Annotated in this window: 18 protein-coding genes; 7 read left to right on the top strand and 11 right to left on the bottom strand. The window is 65.4% G+C overall.

Annotation, left to right across the window (positions count from 1 at the left end; genetic code table 11):
* The 7 genes from DY468_RS02455 to DY468_RS02425 all read left to right on the top strand — a co-directional run.
* Nucleotides 1-409, top strand: a 409-nt coding sequence (locus DY468_RS02455) for an Hpt domain-containing protein (RefSeq protein ID WP_164602054.1), incomplete at its 5' end; no start/stop codon positions are given.
* A 451-nt stretch (nt 410-860) separates the two neighbouring features.
* Complete coding sequence (locus tag DY468_RS02450) at nt 861-1,283, top strand: hypothetical protein (RefSeq protein ID WP_246700856.1); 423 nt, start codon at nt 861-863, stop codon at nt 1,281-1,283.
* A 7-nt stretch (nt 1,284-1,290) separates the two neighbouring features.
* On the top strand, nt 1,291-1,623 hold the full coding sequence (locus DY468_RS02445) for an HMA2 domain-containing protein (RefSeq protein ID WP_164602049.1): 333 nt from the start codon (nt 1,291-1,293) through the stop codon (nt 1,621-1,623).
* A 17-nt stretch (nt 1,624-1,640) separates the two neighbouring features.
* Nucleotides 1,641-1,964, top strand: a complete 324-nt coding sequence (locus DY468_RS02440) for a hypothetical protein (RefSeq protein WP_164602047.1) — start codon at nt 1,641-1,643, stop codon at nt 1,962-1,964.
* Nucleotides 1,951-2,292, top strand: coding sequence for a hypothetical protein (locus tag DY468_RS02435; RefSeq protein WP_164602045.1), 342 nt, complete (start codon nt 1,951-1,953; stop codon nt 2,290-2,292). Before DY468_RS02440 ends, DY468_RS02435 begins: the two co-directional genes overlap by 14 nt.
* Nucleotides 2,285-2,623 (top strand): hypothetical protein, encoded by a 339-nt coding sequence (locus DY468_RS02430; RefSeq protein WP_011157887.1) that lies wholly within the window; start codon nt 2,285-2,287, stop codon nt 2,621-2,623. The genes DY468_RS02435 and DY468_RS02430 overlap by 8 nt, the downstream gene beginning before the upstream one ends.
* The gene (locus tag DY468_RS02425) at nt 2,620-4,722 is read left to right on the top strand and encodes a heavy metal translocating P-type ATPase (protein ID WP_164602044.1); all 2,103 of its coding nucleotides are present in this window, start codon (nt 2,620-2,622) and stop codon (nt 4,720-4,722) included. Before DY468_RS02430 ends, DY468_RS02425 begins: the two co-directional genes overlap by 4 nt.
* Before the next feature lie 38 nt (nt 4,723-4,760).
* Here DY468_RS02425 and DY468_RS02420 read toward each other — a convergent pair whose 3' ends face one another.
* The 11 genes from DY468_RS02420 to DY468_RS02370 form a co-directional block, all read right to left on the bottom strand.
* On the bottom strand, nt 4,761-5,792 hold the full coding sequence (locus DY468_RS02420; protein WP_349644233.1) for a thermonuclease family protein: 1,032 nt from the start codon (nt 5,790-5,792) through the stop codon (nt 4,761-4,763).
* A gap of 267 nt (nt 5,793-6,059) precedes the next feature.
* Nucleotides 6,060-7,637 (bottom strand): gamma-glutamyltransferase, encoded by a 1,578-nt coding sequence (ggt, locus tag DY468_RS02415; RefSeq protein WP_164602040.1) that lies wholly within the window; start codon nt 7,635-7,637, stop codon nt 6,060-6,062.
* A 77-nt stretch (nt 7,638-7,714) separates the two neighbouring features.
* On the bottom strand, nt 7,715-9,373 hold the full coding sequence (locus DY468_RS02410) for an ABC transporter ATP-binding protein (protein ID WP_164602038.1): 1,659 nt from the start codon (nt 9,371-9,373) through the stop codon (nt 7,715-7,717).
* Entirely contained in the window at nt 9,370-10,209 is an 840-nt protein-coding gene (locus DY468_RS02405; RefSeq protein ID WP_164602036.1) for an ABC transporter permease, read from the bottom strand. The genes DY468_RS02410 and DY468_RS02405 overlap by 4 nt, the downstream gene beginning before the upstream one ends.
* A gap of 12 nt (nt 10,210-10,221) precedes the next feature.
* Nucleotides 10,222-11,244, bottom strand: a complete 1,023-nt coding sequence (locus DY468_RS02400; RefSeq protein WP_164602034.1) for an ABC transporter permease — start codon at nt 11,242-11,244, stop codon at nt 10,222-10,224.
* Nucleotides 11,241-12,830: an ABC transporter substrate-binding protein gene (locus DY468_RS02395; RefSeq protein WP_164602032.1), complete on the bottom strand. Its 1,590-nt coding sequence runs from the start codon at nt 12,828-12,830 to the stop codon at nt 11,241-11,243. Before DY468_RS02395 ends, DY468_RS02400 begins: the two co-directional genes overlap by 4 nt.
* Nucleotides 12,831-12,912: 82 nt before the next feature.
* On the bottom strand, nt 12,913-14,493 hold the full coding sequence (locus tag DY468_RS02390) for an acetolactate synthase large subunit (RefSeq protein WP_164602030.1): 1,581 nt from the start codon (nt 14,491-14,493) through the stop codon (nt 12,913-12,915).
* A complete protein-coding gene (locus tag DY468_RS02385; RefSeq protein WP_164602028.1) occupies nt 14,493-15,791 on the bottom strand; it encodes an ArgE/DapE family deacylase in 1,299 nt (432 codons plus the stop codon). Before DY468_RS02385 ends, DY468_RS02390 begins: the two co-directional genes overlap by 1 nt.
* A 50-nt stretch (nt 15,792-15,841) precedes the next feature.
* On the bottom strand, nt 15,842-17,293 hold the full coding sequence (locus DY468_RS02380; RefSeq protein ID WP_164602026.1) for an NAD-dependent succinate-semialdehyde dehydrogenase: 1,452 nt from the start codon (nt 17,291-17,293) through the stop codon (nt 15,842-15,844).
* A gap of 37 nt (nt 17,294-17,330) precedes the next feature.
* Nucleotides 17,331-18,605, bottom strand: coding sequence for a 4-aminobutyrate--2-oxoglutarate transaminase (gene gabT / locus DY468_RS02375; RefSeq protein ID WP_164602024.1), 1,275 nt, complete (start codon nt 18,603-18,605; stop codon nt 17,331-17,333).
* 185 nt (nt 18,606-18,790) lie between these two features.
* Nucleotides 18,791-19,681 carry a LysR substrate-binding domain-containing protein gene (locus DY468_RS02370; protein ID WP_164602022.1) on the bottom strand — a complete coding sequence of 297 codons (891 nt, stop codon included), beginning with the start codon at nt 19,679-19,681 and terminating at the stop codon, nt 18,791-18,793.
* Nucleotides 19,682-19,769 lie beyond the last annotated feature (88 nt).

The following is a 19,769-nucleotide window of genomic DNA, read 5'->3' as shown; positions in this document are numbered from 1 at the left end:
TCCCACGCCCCCATCTGCACCAGCTGAGCGGGCCGCAGAACCCAGCGTCGCAATCATCGACCTGACCGTCTACGAGACCACCCGTAGCGCGATGCATCGGTTCGACACGCTGGTGACGTTCTTCATCAACGACACGGCCGAATATCTCGCTGCGATCAAAACCGCGCTCGAGGGCGGTCGGATCGAGGATGCGGTAATGCCGGCCCACACCATCAAGAGCTCGGGCCGGATCGTCGGCGCGTTGTCGCTCGCTGCGACGGCTGAACAGTTCGAGACGCTGGCGCGACAGCAAGGCACCGTCGGCGATCTCGACAAACTGCGGATTCGCATGGTGCGGTTGTTCGACATGAGCCGCACCCGTTTGCTCGCGCTTCAAGAGGCAGCCCCCGCAGCAAGACGGACAGGCTGAACCGAGTAACCGGAGCATCCGGATTCGGATGACCCAAGCGCCGTCGTCGGGATGGTTAGCGCCGGCACCTCGATATTTGACGTGCATCAAGGAAAGCTCCCGCCGCCACGATCAAAGCTGATAGTCATGAGCAGTAGGCTCGCTATTCGAGCGCCGCACTCTACGACCTGAGCAGCCCTTCGGTAGGGTCGTCGGGCAACGGAAGGTTCTGGCTCGGGTGACCTGAAGGATTCACTTTGTCTGCCAGCTATCGATCCGAGACCAGCGGCGACGGTATTTGCATCACCAACTGTCAGCCCAGCCGCCCCAGGCTTCGCTCTCACCCCGGGGCAATTGCACCGAACGGCTTTGACGCGCGTCAGCAAAATTCGGTGCGGCGATGACGCGACCGAACGATCCCGCTGCAGCCTTCGTCTCAGTCCTGCCGGGGCGAATTCGGTTACGGCATCGCATGCTGCGGGACCGCTCCCGTTATGCCGCACTCGACGATAAGCTGCGCGCGCTGGTCGCGGTGGATGGCAATCCGGCCGTCGGCTCGTTCCTGCTGCGGTATGATCCAGCCGATACGGAGATGGAAGCGCGCATCCGTGCCGAGGTCGCAGCGATGTGGCCCACGATGGCGTCAGATGGGCCGCAGAATCCGCCAGCCGCCGATGCTGAGGTCGCGGCCACCGACCCAATCGCCCGTCTGCGGCGCCGGGCACAGACCCGGTCGACGATCAATCGCGTCGCCAAAATCGGCGCGCTCGCCGGCATGGCCGGCACCGTCGCGGCACTCGGCGTCAGCCGCAAACTGCATGCTCAGATGGGCATCGTCGCCATCGCGGCGACCCTCACCCACCTCGCGGTGCATTGGCGCCGCACATTCCGTTAGGTCGTCCGTGTCTGAAGCTTCCGCCGCAGGCCTTCTGCGCTTCACGCATCACCTCGAGATTGCGCACCACCTGCCCGGTCGCATCCGCCTCAAACTGAAGGTCCCGCTCGACGGCGAGCTGATCGCGATGGCGGACGAAGCGAAGCGGTTCGGCAAAGCGCTGGCGAAGATGGACGGCATCCGCTCGATCAGCCTGAACCCGCTCGCGCGATCCTGCGTGGTCGAATACGACCCATCCGGAATTCCGCCCTCCGCCTGGCGCGACTTCGTCTCGGGCGACACGACGCCGGAGGGCGAAACGCTGCGCAACAATCTGCACGGCCTGTTGGCCGGCTCATAGTTCGGAAGGATTTCATCATGCTCCCACTTCTGCGATTTGCGTCCGGTATTCTTGTGGGCGTCGTCGGCGTGCACCTGCTGAAGCAGGCCAAAGCGCCGGAAGCCGTTAAATCGTTTGCCCAGAAAGCCCGCAGCGGACTGGACAAGGCCGGCGAGGAACTGCGCGAGGCGACCGTCTCCGGCCTCAGCGCTGTCGAGAAATCCAGCGCCGCGCTCCGGTCGAAACTGTCGACCACCACGGATGGTAACGAAGCAGCGACCGACGCTGCGCCGAACGCGGCGGCAGCAGAGATCACACCAGCCCCGTCCGCCGACGAGACTGCCCCGAATGAAAAAGCGTAAGGCGAAAGCACGCGCGGCGCCGCTCGCTGCTGAGGAAATCACTACCAACTTCACTCGCGGCATGATCGCCGCGGGCCTGCTCGCCGCAATCCAGGACAGCCGCACCTCCGGTAAGCCTCATGGCCGCAAACTGCTGCGCCAGGCGTTGCAGGGCGGCGTGGCGCTGGCGGCCGGCGCAGCCGTCGCCGAAAGCATGCGCGACCAGGACTATTTCGGCGCACTCAGCGCGCTCGCTGGCGGGGCGCTCGGCGCCCTGGCTCTGGAAACTCTCTTGGCGACCGAATTGGCGGCCGCGACCGAAACTTCCGAGGAGATTGGACTTGGCTAAGAAGAAGGGAAAGCGCGGCAAGGGCCTGAAGCGTCGCGAGATCGAGCAGTTGCTCGCCGGACAACTCACCCTCGCCGGCAACCGCCAGCGGCAAGGAATGCTCGGCAATCTCGGCGGGCTGCTGCCCAAAGGCCGCAACGAGCAGTTTCTGCTCGGACTGCTGATCGGCGGCCTCGCGGCCTACGTGCTCTCCGAAGAGGAACTACGCAGCAAGCTGTTCAAGGGCGCGATCAAAGCCTACGCCAATATGATGGGAAGCGTCGCCGAGCTGAAGGAACAGTTCGCCGACCTCAGTGCGGAAGTCGAGGCCGAGCAGAGCGGCACCGTATGACCGATAACCGGTGGCTGTCGGCAGTCGAGGTCGTTCACCGCCTGCCCGGCCGCATCCGCCTGCGCTATCGGCGCCGCTCCAAGACATCCGACGCCGCTCTCCTCGCCGGCATCGTAAGGCTGATCGACGGCGTGACGTCGGCGCGCGTCAATCCGCGCGCCGCGTCGCTGATCGTCTGTTTCGATCCGGCCCACACAGACTCCGACACCATCGTCGCGACGATTGCGGGCCTTGGGGCATCGGAGGCAGTCACAAATCCGCGAAACGACGACGGCGGTTCGGACGTCGCCGCGACACTCGCCGTTCTGCTCGGGACCAGCACGCTGCCGATGCCGGCTCGCCTCCCCGTCAGCCTCGCCGCCGCGCTGCCGCTGCTACGTCACGCGGCGGCCGATCTTCGAACCCATGGCGTCACCAGCCACGTGCTGGAGGCGATGGCGGTGTCGATCTCGCTGGCGCGCTCCGACTTCGTCGCCGCCAACACCACGACGTTCATCCTGGCGCTCGGCGAAGCGATCGAAGACTCCATCGCCCGCCGCTCCGACGATCTGCTCAAACACCTGCTGCGCCCGACCGGCGACGGCGTCTGGGTTCTGCGCGACGGCGTCGAAGTTCAGATCTCCGCCGACGCGGTGGCGGCCGGTGATGCCGTGGTGGTCGGCGCCGGCGCGGTCGTTCCGGTCGACGGCACAGTTCTGTCCGGCGAAGCCACCGTCAATGAGGCGGCGATGACCGGCGAGAGCGCGCCGGTCGTCAAGAGCCGCGGCTGCAAGGTTCTGTCCGGCACCATGCTGGAGGACGGTCGCCTGACGATCTATGCCGAGCAGGTCGGTCGCCGGACCGCCGCCGCGCGGATCGCCGACTATGTCGAACAATCGCTGACCGCGAAAAGCGAGGCACAGATCGAGGCCGCTCGCCTCGCCGATCGACTGGTGCCCACCGTGCTGAAGCTCGCCGGCTTCTCCGTTCTGCTCACCGGCGACTGGCGCTCGGCCGCCTCGGTGCTGCAGGCGGACTATTCCTGCGCACTGAAGCTGGCGACGCCGGTCGCGTTCAAATCCGCGATGTATCACGCCGGCCGGATCGGCATTCTGGTCAAGGGCGCGAGCGCGCTCGAACGCCTCGCCCAGGCCGACACCTTCATCTTCGACAAAACTGGAACGCTAACCAGCGGCACCTTGGAGGTGACGGACTCGATCACCTTCGACTCCGCCTACAGTGCCGACGACCTGATCTACATGGCCGCCTCGGTCGAAGAACACTACTTCCATCCCTTGGCACTCGCAGTCGTGAATGCCGCCAAGGCGCGGCACGGCCATCATTTCGATCATGCGGAGGTCGAATTCATCGTGGCCCACGGCGTCGCCAGCGTCATCAATGGTGAGCGCATCGTCGTCGGCTCGCGCCATTTCGTCGAAGAGGACGAAGGCGTCGATATCGCGCCCTATCGAGATCCGATCGATCGTCTGTATCGCGAAGGCAAGACGCTGCTGTTCATCGGCTTCGGCGGCCGTCTGCTCGGCGTCCTCGGACTGAAAGACACGGTCCGCCCGACCAGCGCCGCGACCATCGCACGGCTGCGCCGCGCCGGCGCCAAGCGCATTCTGCTGCTGACCGGCGATCACCGCGACCGCGCCGCCGAAATGGCGCAAGAGCTCGGGCTCGACGGCTTTCATGCCGAGCTGCTGCCGACCGACAAGGCCGCAATCATCGCCGACCTGAATGCCAAGGGCGCCAAGATTGCGTTCGTCGGCGACGGCATCAACGACGCGCCGGCGCTGGCCGGCGCCCATGTCGGCATCGCCATGCACAAGGGGGCGGACATCGCGCGGCTCACCGCCGACATCGCCCTGCTCGAAGACGGCGTCGACCGCGTCGCGGACGCCAAGGAACTTGCCAATCGCGCGATGGCGCGGATCGCCAGCAACTACAAACTGACGGTGGGCCTCAACACCACGATCCTCGGGCTCGCAGCAATGGGCGTGCTGGCACCGATCACCACCGCCGTCCTGCACAACGGCACGACGATCGGAATCCTGCTGAACGCCCTCAGAAATACCCTGCCGAGGGTTGCAGTCCCCCGAGTTGGAGACCGCTAAGCCTTCAAGCAATAAAAGCCCGACCGGTTAGGGACGGCTCACTTCTTGACGGCCCGGCACCCCGCCCCCTCGGCTTCCTTGACGCTGCAGAACCAGCGCTTGCCCGGGCCCATCTTCAGCTTCGCGTAGAGACGACTGCCTGGCTGCTGGTAAGTGCATTGGCCGCCCTTGGCGATAGTCCCCTTGATGGCGCATTCCGGCGACGGCGCTTCGGCAACAGATGCTGTGCCGCGCAGGATTTCCAGCGCGCTGCTCGGCACGTTGGCGACCCCGACGATGGTGGTCTTCTGGTTTCGATTCCGCCAATCGGACGGCATGATGAAAGCGCCTGACCACAGGCCGGATTGCGCGTCCCGGGCGATGACTTCGGCGGCCTCATAGGTGCGGGCCGTGCGAACGAGCGATACGGCCCAGCCGGAGCGCACCATCCATTCTTCGACGCTCTCCTCCTTCACGGCGCAGCTTCCGAGCGACCGGCCGTATTTGTCGTGCCCCGCCACCTGGCAGGTCCATGGCTTGTCGCCGAAGCGCTTGGCGAGTTCGTCACGCGCGGCAAGACCGCAGGTCCAGCCTGTGCCCTTCTCGTCGACGCAAATCTGGTCCGTTTCCGGCGCGTCGATCCCCTGCAGCCGAATTTTCCTGCCGCTGATTTCGACCGTATTGCCATCGATTACCAGCGGTATGCCGGCGATCTCGACCGGCTCCTCCCCCGGCAGGCAGACATACTGCGTGCTGCGCATGCCGAGGCACCGTGCTGAGCCGAGGGTGAAGTCGATCTTCACGCCGAGATCTCGCGGCTTGCCGTAGGGGCCGCGGTCGTTGACCCGAATGCTGCAGCTTCGACCATTCGCCGGGTTGGTGACCACGACGGTGGTGCCGAGGGGATATTCGTGGGAGGCCGCGGTCAGACCGTCATGGTTCATCGGTTCGCCGCTGCTCGTCCGCGTACCGATCGTATACAGCGACGCCAGCACCTCTTTGCCCGCACCGCACTTGCCTGTCCTGTGCACGAAGCGATGCACGGTGTCCCAGCCCCGCGCATCGGCCGCGCCGGGGGCAAGTGCGATCACAGCCGATGCGGCCGCGCAGATCGCGATCTTCGAGAAAATTCGCATTCCAACCCATCGCCTCCGACGCGCGGCTCAGCATGGCCGGGCGTCGCATCAAGACGCCCCGCCTGCACCCGTGCCGAATGCTCAGAAATCATGGCTTTTCTGGGCGGAAATTGGGTCGAGACAATGCGGGACCGATGCGGCCCGATTGAATAAATCGGGCCGCTGTATGTCCGTCAGCCCCGAAAGGCTATGGGGCCGATCGCGGTCCCTACCTCGCTGGTCTCAGTATCCGAGTGCGACGCCGTCCTTGCGATGGTCGGACGCACCGAGCAGAACGCCACGCGCACGATCGATCCGGATCGCCTGGCAGCCGCCGATCGCTTGCTCGGCCCAGCGCACGGTGTGGCCGCGGCGCAGCATCTCATCGTGGACGTCTCGGCTGATCGTGGTCTCGAGCGTCAGCTCTCCGTCGAAGCAGAAGCTCCGCGGTCGTTCTGCGGCAGCCTGAATGTCGAGACCGAGGTCGAGCACGTTGGAAAGGAAGTTCGCGTGCCCGGCGGCCTGATAATGGCCGCCCATCACGCCGAACGGCATCACCGCCTCATCGCCCTGCATCAGCATGCCGGGAATGATCGTGTGCATCGGCCGCTTACGAGGCGCCAGCGAGTTGGGATGGCCCGGCTTGGCACGGAAGCTCCAGCCGCGATTGTGCAGCAGCACGCCCGAATTCGGCGCGTAGATACCGCTGCCGAACGGCGAGAAGATCGAGTTGATCAGCGACACCGCGTTCAGATCGCGGTCGACCACGGTGACATAGACCGTGTCGCGATGTTCGGTGTCGAGCCACGGCTGCGCCTCACCGGCGCGATCCATGCTGATTGCTTGCCGGATCTTGCTAATCACCGCGTCCGACAAGAACCGCGCGGGCTCGAGCGGAGTGATCGCCGGATCGCAGAAATACGCATCACGGGTCGCATAAGCCGCCTTGGTCGCCTCCGCGAGCAGATGAATCCGGTCGGCGTCGTTCAGCTTGCCGACGTCGAAGCCTTCGAGCACACGCAGGATCATCAGCGCCGCGAGCCCCTGCCCGTTCGGCGGACATTCCATCACGGTGAAGCCGCGATAATCGGCTGAGATCGGCGTCACATGCTCGCAGCGATGCGCTGCAAAATCATCCATGCTGTGCGCGCCGCCGAGCTTCCGCAGCACAGCGACCATCTCTTCGGCAACTTCGCCCTCGTAGAAGCCGGCGCGGCCCTCGCGTGCGATCTTGCGCAGCGTCGCCCCGAGACGCGGTTGGGCGCGAACATCGCCGATCTCAGGGACGCGGCCGCCGGGCAGAAACTGCGCCGCCGCGTTCGGGTCGATCTCGACGCGCGCGCGAAACCGGCGCCAGTCGGAAGCAACGCGCGGCGTGACGCAGAAGCCTTGCTCGGCGGCCTCGATCGCCGGCGCCAGCACGTCTGCCAGCGGCAGGCTGCCGTGGCGTTCGATCAACGTACACCACGCATCGATCGCGCCCGGAATGGTAACGGCCTCGGGCGATGTCGGCGGAATGTCGCGCGCTTCGCCGCCCGCATATTTCTCCGCATCAGTGCCGGCCGGGGTGCGGCCGGAGCCGTTCAGCGCGATCGGCCGGCCGCCGCCCAGCGCCACCAGCGCGAAGCAATCACCACCGATGCCGGTCATCTGCGGCTCGACAACGCCCTGGATCGCGACTGCGGCCACGGCGGCGTCGATCGCATTGCCGCCGCGGCGCAGAATGTCGATCGCCGCCAGGGTCGCACGCGGATGCGACGTCGCCGCCATGCCGTTCTGCGCGACCGCGAGCGAGCGGCCGGTCTTGTGAAAATCGCGCATGCTTGGTTCCCTGTTGGATTCGTGATCGCGGTTTTGTCTGCCAGCAAGCTCCGCTGCCCGCAGACACACACGCGCGATTATGCCGTCATCACGTCCAGCGTCGCCGCCGCCTCGGGGCCCGCGAACAGGCTGCGGCCTGGAATGGCGTCCAGCAGCGCCCGAGTGTAGGGGTGCTGCGGCGAGGTGAACACCGATTTGGTATCACCCTGCTCGACGATTTCGCCGCGGCGCATCACCACGATGCGGTCGGCAATCTCCGCCGCGACCCGCAGATCGTGGGTGATGAACAGCATCGCAAGGTTCATTTCCTCGCGCAGCTCCGCCAGCAGGTCGAGGATTTGCGCCTGCACAGACACGTCGAGCGCCGACACCGCCTCGTCGGCGACCAGCACCATCGGCTTCAGCGCCAGGGCGCGCGCGATGCAGATGCGCTGGCGCTGACCACCGGAGAATTCGTGCGGATAGCGCTCGGCCGCACTGGCCTCCAGCCCGACGCGCGCCAGCAGGCGTTTGGCATCTGCGATCGCCTCCGCCGGAGGCACGCCGTAGGCCATGGGTCCGCGCGCAATCGCGTCGCCGACTTTCTGCCGCGGGTCGAGCGCGGCGAACGGGTCCTGGAACACGATCTGGACCTTGCGCCGCATCGCTCGCAGCTGACTGCCGCGAAGCTGGAGGAAGTCCATGCCTGCGAACTCGACGGCGCCCGCGTCCGGCTCGACCAGACGCATGATGATGCGGCCGAGCGTCGATTTGCCGGAGCCGGATTCGCCGACCACCGCGACGGTCTCGCGCGGGCGCAGGCTGAGCGCGACATCGCGCACCGCCGGCACCGTGCGATGCGGCCGGAACAGCCCCTGCGCAGTGACGAAGGTCTTGTTCAGCCCACGGGCGTCGAGCAGCGGCTCGCCGTCGAGGTGACGATCCCGTTCGGCGGCCGGACGCGAGCCGGGCACCGCCGCGATCAGCGCTTTGGTGTAATCGTCCTTCGGCCGTCGCAGCACCTCGTCGACGCTGCCTTGCTCGACGACGCGGCCGCCCCGCATCACCACCACCCGATCGGCGATGTCGGCGACGACGCCGAAATCGTGGGTGATGAACAATACGCCCATGCCGCGCTCGGCCTGCAGCCGGCGGATCAATGCCAAGATCTGCTTCTGCGTGGTGACGTCGAGTGCGGTAGTCGGCTCATCGGCAAGCAGCAGCGCCGGATTGTTCGACATCGCCATCGCGATCATCACCCGCTGGCGCTGACCGCCGGAGAGCTGGAACGGATAGCTGCGGACCAGGGTCGCCGGCTCCGGCAGCCCGACCGCAGCGATCAGCTCGAGCACACGCGCATCGAGCTCGGCGCGGCTCGGCCGTGGACTGGCGTGGGTCACGATCGCTTCGGCGATCTGATCACCGACCCGCGCCAGCGGATTGAGCGCGCTCAGCGGTTCCTGAAAGATCATCGAGATCGCGCCGCCGCGCAGGCCGCGCATCGTGCCTTCGTCCGCATGTGCGATGTCGGCGCCACGGAACCGGATGGCCCCGCCGCCGATCGACAGGTTGGACGGCAACAGCCCGAGCACGGCATGGGCGGTGATCGACTTGCCCGAGCCGGATTCCCCGACCAGGCAGACGATCTCGTTCCGCCGCACGCTGAGCGACACGTCCGCGACTGCGTGACCACGGTCACCGCCCTTCGGCAGCGCCACCGACAGATTCTCGACGGCCAGCAGGATATCGTCGTTCATGCTTTGCGCGCCTTTCGCGAGATACGCGGGTTCAGGGTATCGTTGAGCCCCTCACCGACCAGATTGATCGCCAGCACAGTCAGCACGATGGCGATGCCTGGAAACATGCTCATCCACCACGCCTGACGGATCACCGTGCGCGATGCGCCGATCATCAACCCCCACGACATCAGATTGGGATCGCCCAGCCCCATGAAGCTGAGCGCGCTCTCGATCAGGATCGCGGTCGCGATCGTCAGCGATCCGGTGACGATGATCGGCGAAATCGCGTTGGGCAGAATGTGGCGCAGTGCCACCACCATGGGCGCCTGTCCCTGGCACACAGCAGCCTGGACGAATTCGCGTCCCCGCAGCCGCATGAATTCCGCCCGCGTCAGCCGCGCCAACGGCGGCCAGCTCACTGCACCGATCGAGATGATGACGTTGGTGAGCGTCGGTCCGATGGTGGCCACCAGCAGGATCGCAAGAACGAAACCGGGAATGGTCTGGAACAGCTCGGTGATGCGCATCATCAGATCGTCGACCTTGCCACCGAAGTAACCGGCAATCGCACCGATCGTGACACCGATGCACAACGCCGCGAGCGTCGATGCGACGCCGATGGTCAACGAAACCCGCGCGCCATAAGCTATGCCGGCCGCAACGCTACGGCCCAGCATGTCCGAGCCGAGAGGTAACCCCTCGCTGGCCGGAGGCTGGAACGGGGCCGCCACCATCTCCCACGGATCGTCCGGGAACAGCGTCGGCGCCAACACCGCGAGGACCACCACGGCCATCAAGATCACCAGTCCGATCATGCCGGTCGGGTGACGCAGGAACGTCTTCAACCTCTCCATCCCACCCTCCGCTCAGGACGCCGCGCGCAGCGATACGCGCGGATCGACGATCCGGTAGATCGTGTCGGTGAGGAAGTTCAGCACGATCACGATCACCGACATCACCAAGAAGATTCCGAGCATCAGCGGATAGTCGCGCTGCAACACGGAATCGAAGGTCAGCCGGCCGAGCCCGGGCCAGGCGAACACCGTTTCGATCACCACCGAGCCGCCCACCAGCGTGCCGGCCTGCATGCCGGCAACGGTGACCACCGGCAGCACCGCGTTGCGAAGCATGTGGCGGAAGATGATCTGGCCGCGCTTCAGTCCCTTGGCGCGCGCGGTCTTGATGAAATCCTGGTGCGCGACGTCGATGATCGCGGAACGCATCAGTCGCGCATAGATCGCCATCAGCACGGAACCGAGCGACACGACGGGCAGCACCATATGGGCCGCGATGTCCACGACACGTTCGAATGGCGTCATCGGCACACCGATGCTGACATAACCGAACGCCGGCAGCCAATCGAGCTTCACAGAGAACAGCAACACCAGCATCAGGCCGAGCCAGAACACGGGCATCGCGTAGAGAAACAGGGAGATGATCGTCAGCGCAGTGTCCGACCATTTCCCAGCGCGCACGCCGGCCAAAGTGCCGAGCGAGACACCAGCAACGAGCGACAGCAGGAACGCGCTGCAGGTCAGCAGCAGAGTCGCCGGCAGGCGCTCGGCGATCAGCGACAGCACGCTGCGCTGCTGCCGATAGGAATAGCCGAGATCCAGCGTCACGATCCGCTTCAGGTAGATCGCGAGTTGCACCGGGTACGGCTTGTCCAGGCCGTACTCGGCGCGAAGCTGGGCCAGCATCTGTTCGTCGGCCGACCCACTCTGCCCGGCCATCACCTGTGCGGGATCTCCTGGCGCTGCATGCACCAGCACGAAGTTGAACGTGGCGATCACCAGGACCACCGCGACGAACCGCACCAACCACTGGGCGATCGCAATCGCGATCGCCACGCCGCGGCTGCCGGTGATTGACAGGGCTAGCGCTCTCATCCGAACGAAACCGTGCCGAAGGTGTCATGCACACCGATCGCCGTCGTGATCACGTTCTTCAGTCGCTTATCCATGAGGTTCGGGTAATCGATTTCCAGCAACCAGGCGACCGGAACCTCCTCGACCATGATCTTCTGAAGCGCGCTGTAGTGCTCCTGGCGCTTGTCGTCGGTCGTCGCCACCGCCGCTTCCTCGAACAGCCGATCGACTTCCGGATTGGAATAGCCGCAGGTGTTGGAAAACAGGATGCCCTTGCGGATGTTGGTGGAGACGTAGCTCCGCGACACGCCGAGCGCTGGATCACCGAACTGATAGACCGTGGTGGTGGTCATCGAAAAATCCCAGTTGCTGAACTTTTCGGCCCAGCCGGCGACGTCGATTCCCTGCAACTGAAGATCGATGCCGACGCGAGCGAGCGACTGGCGCAGGAACTCGGCGGTGCGCTGATGCGTCTCGCCATACGGCGGCACCAGGAAGGGAATCGTCACGCGCTTGCCGTCCGGGCCAGGCTTCAGCCCCATCTCGTCGAGCAACGCCTTCGCCTTCTCCGGCGAGAAGTCGTACTTCTTGACGTCCTTTTCGTAGAACTTCGTCTTCGACGACACCGGACCGGTCGCGACCTTGCCGAGGCCGAAATAGATCCGGTTCAGCAGCGCCTTGCGGTCGATCGCATACATCACCGCCTGCCGGAACCGCTTGTCGTTCATCGGCGCGATCCGGTTATTGATCTCCAACCATGTATGCGGCGCGAAGAACTCGTAGCCCTTGGTCGTCATTGTCAGGTTGGGCAACTTCGACAGCCGCGGCACCTCGAACAGTTCGACGTCGGTCCACTGCGTGAGTTGGACCGTTCCCTGCTCCAGCGCCACCGAGCGCGAGGCGGAATCCGGGATTACGCGGTAGATGATCTCGTCGAGAACCGGTTCGTTCGGACGATAATAGCCTTCGTGTCTGACGAGATGGACGTGCGAACCGCGCACCCACTCTTTCAGTTTGAACGGACCGGAGCCGATCGCCTTCGCATTGGCCGGATTCTTGCGATAGTCGGTGCCCTCGTAGATGTGCTTCGGCACGATCGGCGCCGTGGTGCAATCGAACGCGGTCAGGAATGGTGCGAACGGCTTCTTCAAGGTGAAGACCACGGTGAGCGGGTCCGGCGCCTCGGCCTTGTCGATGCGCGAGAAGGTGTTGCGCGCCCGCGCGTGGTTCTCCATCAGAATCTTGGTGATCGAGAACACCACGTCTTCCGAAGTCAGCGGCGTGCCGTCATGGAAGGTGATGTTGGGGAACAGCTTGAAGGTGTAGGTCAGCTTGTCGGGCGACACTTCCCAGGACTGCGCCAGGCCCGGCAGCGGCTTGAGATCGAAATCGTAGCGCAGCAAGCTCTCGTAGATCTTGCCGCCCAAGGTCAGCGTCGGCTGCTGCTGGTTGAGCGCGGTGACCAGGATCGGCGGCTCCGGCTGAATGATGGTGTTGAGCGTTCCGCCGCGGGTTTGTCCAACCGCGCGTGTAACGCCGAGCGGGATCCCGCCGATGCCGACTGCGCCAGCGAGCAGGCCGAGCTTGGTGAATTCGCGTCTGTTCATGAGATCCCCCGCGTTGAGTTGAGTCGAATTAGATCGTTCGTCGTCGTGGCCGGCGGCGATGGCATCGACACCGACCTCTGCATCACACTATGGCCTCGATCAGGTACGGACCGCGCCGGCCGAGCGCGGCGTCGAGCGCGCGCGAGAACTCCGACACCGTCGAAACCCGACTGGATTCGACGCCGAGCCCGCCGGCCAGCTTAGTCCAGTCGAGTTCGGGTTGATCGAGCTGCAGCATTCGCTGCGCATTACGTCCCGGCGTCTGCGCGCCCACCTTGCTCATCTCGCCCCACAGCGTGGCGTAGGAGCGGTTCGAGAACACGATGGTGACGACGTCGAGATTTTCGCGGGCGTGGGTCCACAGCCCCTGCACCGTGTACATGCCGCTGCCGTCGGCCTGCAGGTTGATCACCTTGCGGTCGGGGCACGCGACCGCCGCGCCGGCGGCCATCGGAATGCCGATTCCGATCGCCCCACCGGTGATCTGCAGATAGTCGTGCGGCGGAGCGTCGTAGGAATAATCGAAGAAGCCCGACGAAGTCAGCGCCTCGTCGCAAATGATCGCCTGCTCTGGAAGCCGCGCAGCAACGAGGCGGTTCACAGCATCCACGGTGAGAGCGCCGTTGCTCGGGTTCTCCGGCGCCGAGGTCGCCATCGGCGACGCATCGATTTTGACACCCACCTCGTCCGCCAGCCATGCCAGCGCATGCGGCAAATCCTGATCGGGGCCGGCCAATCGCACGATCTCGCACGACGGTGGCGCCAGCCGGCCCTGCCGGTTCGGATAAGCGAAGAACGATACCGGCTCCTTGGCGCCGATCAGCACCAGCATGTCGACGCCGCGCAGCAACGGCCCACCGCCCTCATGCGTCATCGGCAGCTTGGCGATCGGTGCGCGACCGCGGCCACGCTCGATCCTGCCGTTGCTGCCCTGGGCGTAAATCTCCACACCAGTAGCGCGACGAATGCCGTCCGCGATCCGCAGCGCTCCCTCGCGCAACGCGGCGCCGGTCAGCAACAGAACAACCTTGCGGCCGCCGCGGATGGCTGCACCGACGCGGGCGACCGTTGCCTGTTCGAGCGGCGCTTGCGGCAGACGTTCTCCGCGCGCGAGATCTTCGCGATAGACGTGCTCGTTCCACGCCATGTCGGCGGGCAGGATCAGGGTCGAGATGCCGGGCGCCATGCTCTGTGCCCAGGCCTCGGCGACGTCATGATCGATCCGGGTCGGGTCGGCGATCCGCCTGACCCAGCGCGACATCGGCCGCGCCAGGGAGTCGATGTCGCTTGTCAGCGGCGAATCCAGCGGCAGATGCTCGACCGCGTGATCGCCGACGATGTTGATCATCGGCGAATGCGCGCGCCGGGCGTTGTGCATGTTCGCCAGGCCATTGGCGAGGCCGGGGCCGAGATGCAGCAGGGTCGCCGCCGGGCGGTCGCTCATCCGGGCGTAGCCGTCGGCCGCGCCGGTGACGACGCCCTCGAACAGGCCGAGGATGCACCGCATCCGCGGCTGACGATCGAGCGCCGCGACGAAGTGCATCTCCGAGGTGCCGGGATTGGCGAAACACACGTCGACGTCGTGGGCCAGCAGCGCGTCGCACAGCCGGTCGGCCCCGGTCATCGATTGTGTGGCGGAGGTCGACACGGCTGCGATCACCATCACAGCTTCCTCAGCCCGCACCACTCGGCAACGAACAGCGCGATGCTCAGCGTCGTCTTGCGCAGACTTTCGAGGTCGATGCGCTCGTCGAACGCGTGCGGCCCTTCGCCGTAGGGTCCATAGCACAGCGCCGGGATGCCGTAGTCGACCGAATAGTAGCGCGTGTCGTTGACGGCGGTCGACAGCCGCGCATCCAGCGGCGCCTTGAAGGCCGCCTGATGCGCGACGGTGAGCGCCGCTTCGGCTTCACTGCCCGGTTCGCAGACCGCCGGATCGGCCTTGAATCCGCTCCAGACCAGCTCGGCCGGATTCTCCGACAGGAACGTGTCGCTCGCTTGCGCTTCGGCAAGGCATTGTTCGATACCGCGCATCGCCTGTTCGGGCGTATCACCGGTCAGCAGGCCGAGCCGGCAATCCAGCTCGCACCAGGCGGAGGTGGAGCTCGCCCAATCGCCGCCCTTGATGATGCCGACGTTGAACTTGATCGGGTTCTTGACCTGACCGAACCAAGGATCACGTACCGCCTGCGCGTTGAGCTTCTTGGTGTACTCCTCGAACGCACGGATCAGATGCATCGCCGACAGGATGGCGCTGGTGCCGGTCTCGGAGTAAGCGACATGCACCGGCGTGCCGCGCACCCGCAGCCGGAACCAGACCGCACCGACCTGGGCGCGCGTCAGCGTGTGGCCGGTCGGCTCCGGGATCAGGCAGGCATCGGCACGATAGCCGCGCATCAGGGTCGAGAGAGCGCCGTTACCGGTGCTTTCTTCTTCGGTCACCGTCTGCACATGGACGTGCGCATCGGGGACGTAGCCGGCGGTGCGGATCGCATCGAGCGCGAAGATCATCGCCGACACGCCACCCTTCATGTCCTGCGCGCCGCGGCCGATCATCCAGCCGTCGCGAACAGTGGCGGCGAACGGCGGATCGCTCCACAGATCGACCGGACCTTCCGGCACCACGTCGATATGTCCCTGCAGGATCAGGCTGCGGCCTTTGCCGTCGAAGTCCGGGGTGGCGACGACCTGCATCGAGCCGGCGGGATCGATCGTGTCCATCGGCGCCGCCTTGGGGTGGCTGGCGATATCGACGTCGGCGAGACTGAAAGTGTCGACCTTGTAGCCACGATCGGCGAATTGCTGCGCCAGCCATTCCTGCTGCGGCGCTTCCTCGCCGCGCAGGCTGCGGAACTGCACCATGCGCTGGAGAAACGCGACCTGGTCGTCGAAGTTGCGATCGACAGCAGCACGCAGGCTCTCGGTGATCACATCCGATTTCGTCAATGTCTCAGTCGCCACGTCTCGTCTCTCCCCTGGATCTGAAATTCGTCCCAATGCAGCTGGCAGTGTCAGCGGTCGAGGCCGCCGAGCAGGATGTACTTGGTCTCGACATACTCCTCGATGCCGTGGCGCGAACCTTCGCGGCCCAGTCCGGACTGCTTGACGCCGCCGAACGGCACCACATCCGCCCCGAGCAGCGCCGAGTTGACGCCGACCATGCCGGACTCCAGCGCCTCGGCGACCCGGAATACGCGGCCGAGATCGCGGGCGTAGAAGTAGGACGCCAGACCGAACGGCGAGTCGTTGGCCTGCGCGATGACGTCGGCTTCGTCGGTGAAGCGATACACCGGCGCGACCGGACCGAAGGTCTCCTCGCGGGTGATCAGCATGGCGGTGGTGACGCCGGCCAGCACTGTCGGCTCGAAGAAGGTGCGCCCCAGCGCATGCCGCTTGCCACCGAGAACCACCTTGGCGCCCTTGCCGACAGCATCGGCGACATGGCGCTCGACCTTCGCGAGCGCCTCCTTGGTGATCAGCGGGCCCTGAGTCACGCCGGCATCGACGCCGTTGCCGACCTGCAGGCTCGTCACCTTGGCGGTGAGCTTCTCCACGAAGGCGTCGTAGATGCCTTCCTGCGCATAGATGCGATTGGCGCACACGCAGGTCTGGCCCATGTTGCGAAACTTCGAGGTGATCACGCCCTCGACCGCCGCATCGAGATCGGCATCGTCGAACACAATGAAGGGCGCATTGCCGCCGAGCTCAAGCCCGACCTTCTTCACGGTCGAAGCAGCCTGGCGCATCAAGATCTTGCCGACCTCGGTCGAGCCGGTGAAGCTGATCGCCCGCACGGTCGGATGTTCCGTCCACGCCTTGCCGATCGCCGGCGCATCCCCGGTGACGATGTTGAGCACGCCCGGTGGAAAGCCGGCGCGCTGCGCCAGCACGCCGAGCGCCAGCGCCGTCAGCGGCGTTTCGGGCGCCGGCTTGATCACCACGGTGCAGCCGGCGGCGAGTGCCGGCGCGACCTTGCGGGTGATCATCGCGGCCGGGAAATTCCACGGCGTGATGGCGGCGACGACCCCAACCGGCTGACGGATCACCATCGTGCGGGCATCGGCGCGATGCGACGGAATGGTCTCGCCGTAAATGCGCCGGGCTTCCTCGGCGTAGAATTCGACGAACGATGCCGCGTAGTCGATCTCGCCGAGCGCCTCGGCGAGCGGCTTGCCCTGCTCCCGCGTCAACAGCAGCGCCAAGTCTTCGCGGTTGGCCATGATCTGATCGAACCACGCCCGCAGCATGGTCGCGCGCTGCTTGGCGAGCAGCTTCGACCACTGCCGGAATGCGATGTCGGCGGCGCGCACCGCCTCCTCGGCTTCGTCCGCACCGAACCGCGGCACCGCGCCGATACGCTCTCCCGTCGCCGGGTTGAAAACGGCATCGACCGGCTCGCCACACCACTTGCCGCCAATCAGGCAGCGCTCGGCCAACAGGCCGGGATCACTCGGCATCAGCATCTCGATTAGTCCCATTTCGGCGCCAGCGCGCCTTTTGCTACGCAGCGAGGCAACGCTCCAGAATCGCCAGCCCCTCGTCGACGATCTCGTCGGAAGCGGTCAGCGGCACCAGGATGCGAATGGTGTTGGCCGCGGTGCCGCACGACAGCAGGATCAGGCCGTTCTCGTGAGCAAGCCGCGTCACCCGCTTGGTCATCTCCGCGTCGGGCTCGTTGCTGCCGCGCTGCTTGAGGATGTCGAAGGCGACCATCGCGCCCGGACCGCGCGCCACGGAAGTCGGCACCAGCGTATTCGACAGCGCGAAGCGATCGATCGCGTTGCGCAGTCGTTCGCCGATCTGGTTTGCACGCGCGATCAAATTCTCTTCTTCAAACACGTCGAGAACCGCGAGCGCGGCGGCGCAGGCCAGCGGATTGCCCGCATAGGTGCCACCGAGGCCGCCCGGTTCGGCCGCATCCATGATCGCGGCGCGGCCGATCACGCCCGACAACGGCAGGCCGCCGGCGAGACTCTTGGCGACGCAGACGATGTCGGCCTGAACGTCGTAATGCTCCATCGCGAACATCTTGCCGGTGCGACCGAAGCCGGTCTGCACTTCGTCGGCAATCAGCACGATGCCGTTCTCGTCGCACAGCCTGCGCAAACCGCGCATCAGTTCGGGCGGCGCCTGATGGAAGCCGCCCTCGCCCTGCACAGGCTCGATAATGATCGCGGCGACCTGCGACGCATCGATATCGGCCTTGAACACGAACGACACGCAGCGCAGCGCATCCTCGACGGAGACGTCGCCACCGACCACAGGGAACGGCACATGCCAGACGCCCGGCAGCGGCGGGCCGAGCGCCTTCTTGTAGGGAATGACCTTGCCGGTCATCGCCGAGGCGAACGCGGTACGTCCATGAAAGCCGCCGGTGAAGGCGATGACGCCGCTGCGCCCGGTCGCCGCGCGCGCGATCTTGACCGCGTTCTCGGTGGCTTCCGCGCCTGTGCTGAGCAGGATCGACTTCAGCGGCCCGTTGATCGGCGCTAATTGATTTAGGCGCTCGGCGAGTTTGATGTAACCCTCGTAGGGCGCCACCTGGAAGCAGGTATGCGTGAAGCGGTCGAGCTGTTCGCGGATCGCCGCGACGATGCGCGGATGGCAATGACCGGTGTTGAGCACGGCGATGCCGCCGGCGAAATCGACGTAACGCTTGCCCTCGACGTCCCAGATCTCGCTATTCAGCGCACGCTCTGCAAAAACCGGCGTGGCTTGGCTGACACCCCGCACGACAGCTGTCTGCCTGCGCGTCAGCAATTCACTATTCGTCATCAGCTCTCTCCTGAACTGACGACAACGCTAAAGCGACGAAGAGGACAATCAATCAGCTTGTAAGTTCGATCTGGTGACTTCCATGCACCAATCGAAAAATGCTGCACCATTGCGAGCAGAGAATGATGCTTTGTTGAGCGAACCGCCCAACGCGTCGCCAGACGGCTCGCATTCGGCCCGCGCGGCTAGATCTCTGCAAGCACCCGCTTCAACCAATTCCGCAATGCAACGATCTCCGGATCGTCCCACCGCTCCTTCAGCGCAACGAGCTGATAAGTCTCCATATAAACCGACGAGGTGACAACTTCGACCAGAGCGCCGGAGCGCAAATCCTCCTCGACCAGCACGTCGTTTCCGAGCGCAACGCCCTGCCCGAGCCGTGCCGCTTCTATCGCCAGATGGGCGTGCCACAACCGCTGGCCGCGCAGCGGCGGCAGATCGTCGAGACCCGCCAGTTCGAACCAGCGGGTCCACTGCATGGTCGACTCCTCGTGGATCAGCGCGATCTTCGACAGATCCTCGAGACTGGTGATGGCCGGATAGCGCGCCAGATAGGCCGGGCTGGCGACGGGAAACACACGCGGCCGCACCAGAATCTCGGCCATCAGCGGCCCGCGGGAATCGATCACGTCAGCATAGACGATCTCGGCGTCGGCCTCGGCCCGCGACAGATCCGGATGGGTCAACGTCGGCTGCAGATTCACCTCCCAGTTGCGCGGCGGTCCGGTCAATTCAGGCAAACGGGACAGCAGCAGACGGTTGGCGATGCCCGGGATGCACCAGATGTTCAGCGTCGGCAGCGACGCCGGCCGTGCGCTCGTGGTGGCGCGGGCGATGATGTCGAACGCCTGGGAAATCTGCGCGTGAAAGCTGACGCCGGCCTCGGTCAAGATGACCCCGCGTCCCTCGCCGCGGACCAAAGCAACGCCGAGAAACTTCTGCAGATTCTGAAGATGCCGCGAGACGACCGTATGGCTGACCGCCAGTTCGTCTCCGGCGGCACGTACACTGCCGGTGCGGCCGACTGCCTCGAAGGCGCGGAGCGCGATCAGCGACGGCAAACGACGGCGCATCATCAGCCTCGGATTGCCCGGGCACGGCAACGGCGTTCACACATTATCAACCTTCTGCCTCCACGCACTCGCTTCCGACCGAGGTCATCCG

It is taken from the genome of Rhodopseudomonas sp. BR0M22, assembly GCF_010907035.1.
In the GTDB taxonomy this organism is placed as follows: Bacteria; Pseudomonadota; Alphaproteobacteria; order Rhizobiales; family Xanthobacteraceae; genus Rhodopseudomonas.
This window is presented reverse-complemented; position numbering and strand designations above follow the sequence as displayed.

Bases quoted from the DNA above. Each gene is read 5' to 3' on its own strand.
- DY468_RS02450 (WP_246700856.1), top strand. From the start codon at position 861: ATGCTGCGGGACCGCTCCCGTTATGCCGCACTCGACGATAAGCTGCGC.
- DY468_RS02440 (WP_164602047.1), top strand. From the start codon at position 1,641: ATGCTCCCACTTCTGCGATTTGCGTCCGGTATTCTTGTGGGCGTCGTC.
- DY468_RS02435 (WP_164602045.1), top strand. From the start codon at position 1,951: ATGAAAAAGCGTAAGGCGAAAGCACGCGCGGCGCCGCTCGCTGCTGAG.
- DY468_RS02425 (WP_164602044.1), top strand. From the start codon at position 2,620: ATGACCGATAACCGGTGGCTGTCGGCAGTCGAGGTCGTTCACCGCCTG.
- ggt (WP_164602040.1), bottom strand. From the start codon at position 7,637: ATGCGCGATTTTCACAAGACCGGCCGCTCGCTCGCGGTCGCGCAGAAC.
- DY468_RS02410 (WP_164602038.1), bottom strand. From the start codon at position 9,373: ATGAACGACGATATCCTGCTGGCCGTCGAGAATCTGTCGGTGGCGCTG.
- DY468_RS02405 (WP_164602036.1), bottom strand. From the start codon at position 10,209: ATGGAGAGGTTGAAGACGTTCCTGCGTCACCCGACCGGCATGATCGGA.
- DY468_RS02400 (WP_164602034.1), bottom strand. From the start codon at position 11,244: ATGAGAGCGCTAGCCCTGTCAATCACCGGCAGCCGCGGCGTGGCGATC.
- DY468_RS02395 (WP_164602032.1), bottom strand. From the start codon at position 12,830: ATGAACAGACGCGAATTCACCAAGCTCGGCCTGCTCGCTGGCGCAGTC.
- DY468_RS02390 (WP_164602030.1), bottom strand. From the start codon at position 14,493: ATGGTGATCGCAGCCGTGTCGACCTCCGCCACACAATCGATGACCGGG.
- DY468_RS02380 (WP_164602026.1), bottom strand. From the start codon at position 17,293: ATGCTGATGCCGAGTGATCCCGGCCTGTTGGCCGAGCGCTGCCTGATT.
- gabT (WP_164602024.1), bottom strand. From the start codon at position 18,605: ATGACGAATAGTGAATTGCTGACGCGCAGGCAGACAGCTGTCGTGCGG.
- DY468_RS02370 (WP_164602022.1), bottom strand. From the start codon at position 19,681: ATGATGCGCCGTCGTTTGCCGTCGCTGATCGCGCTCCGCGCCTTCGAG.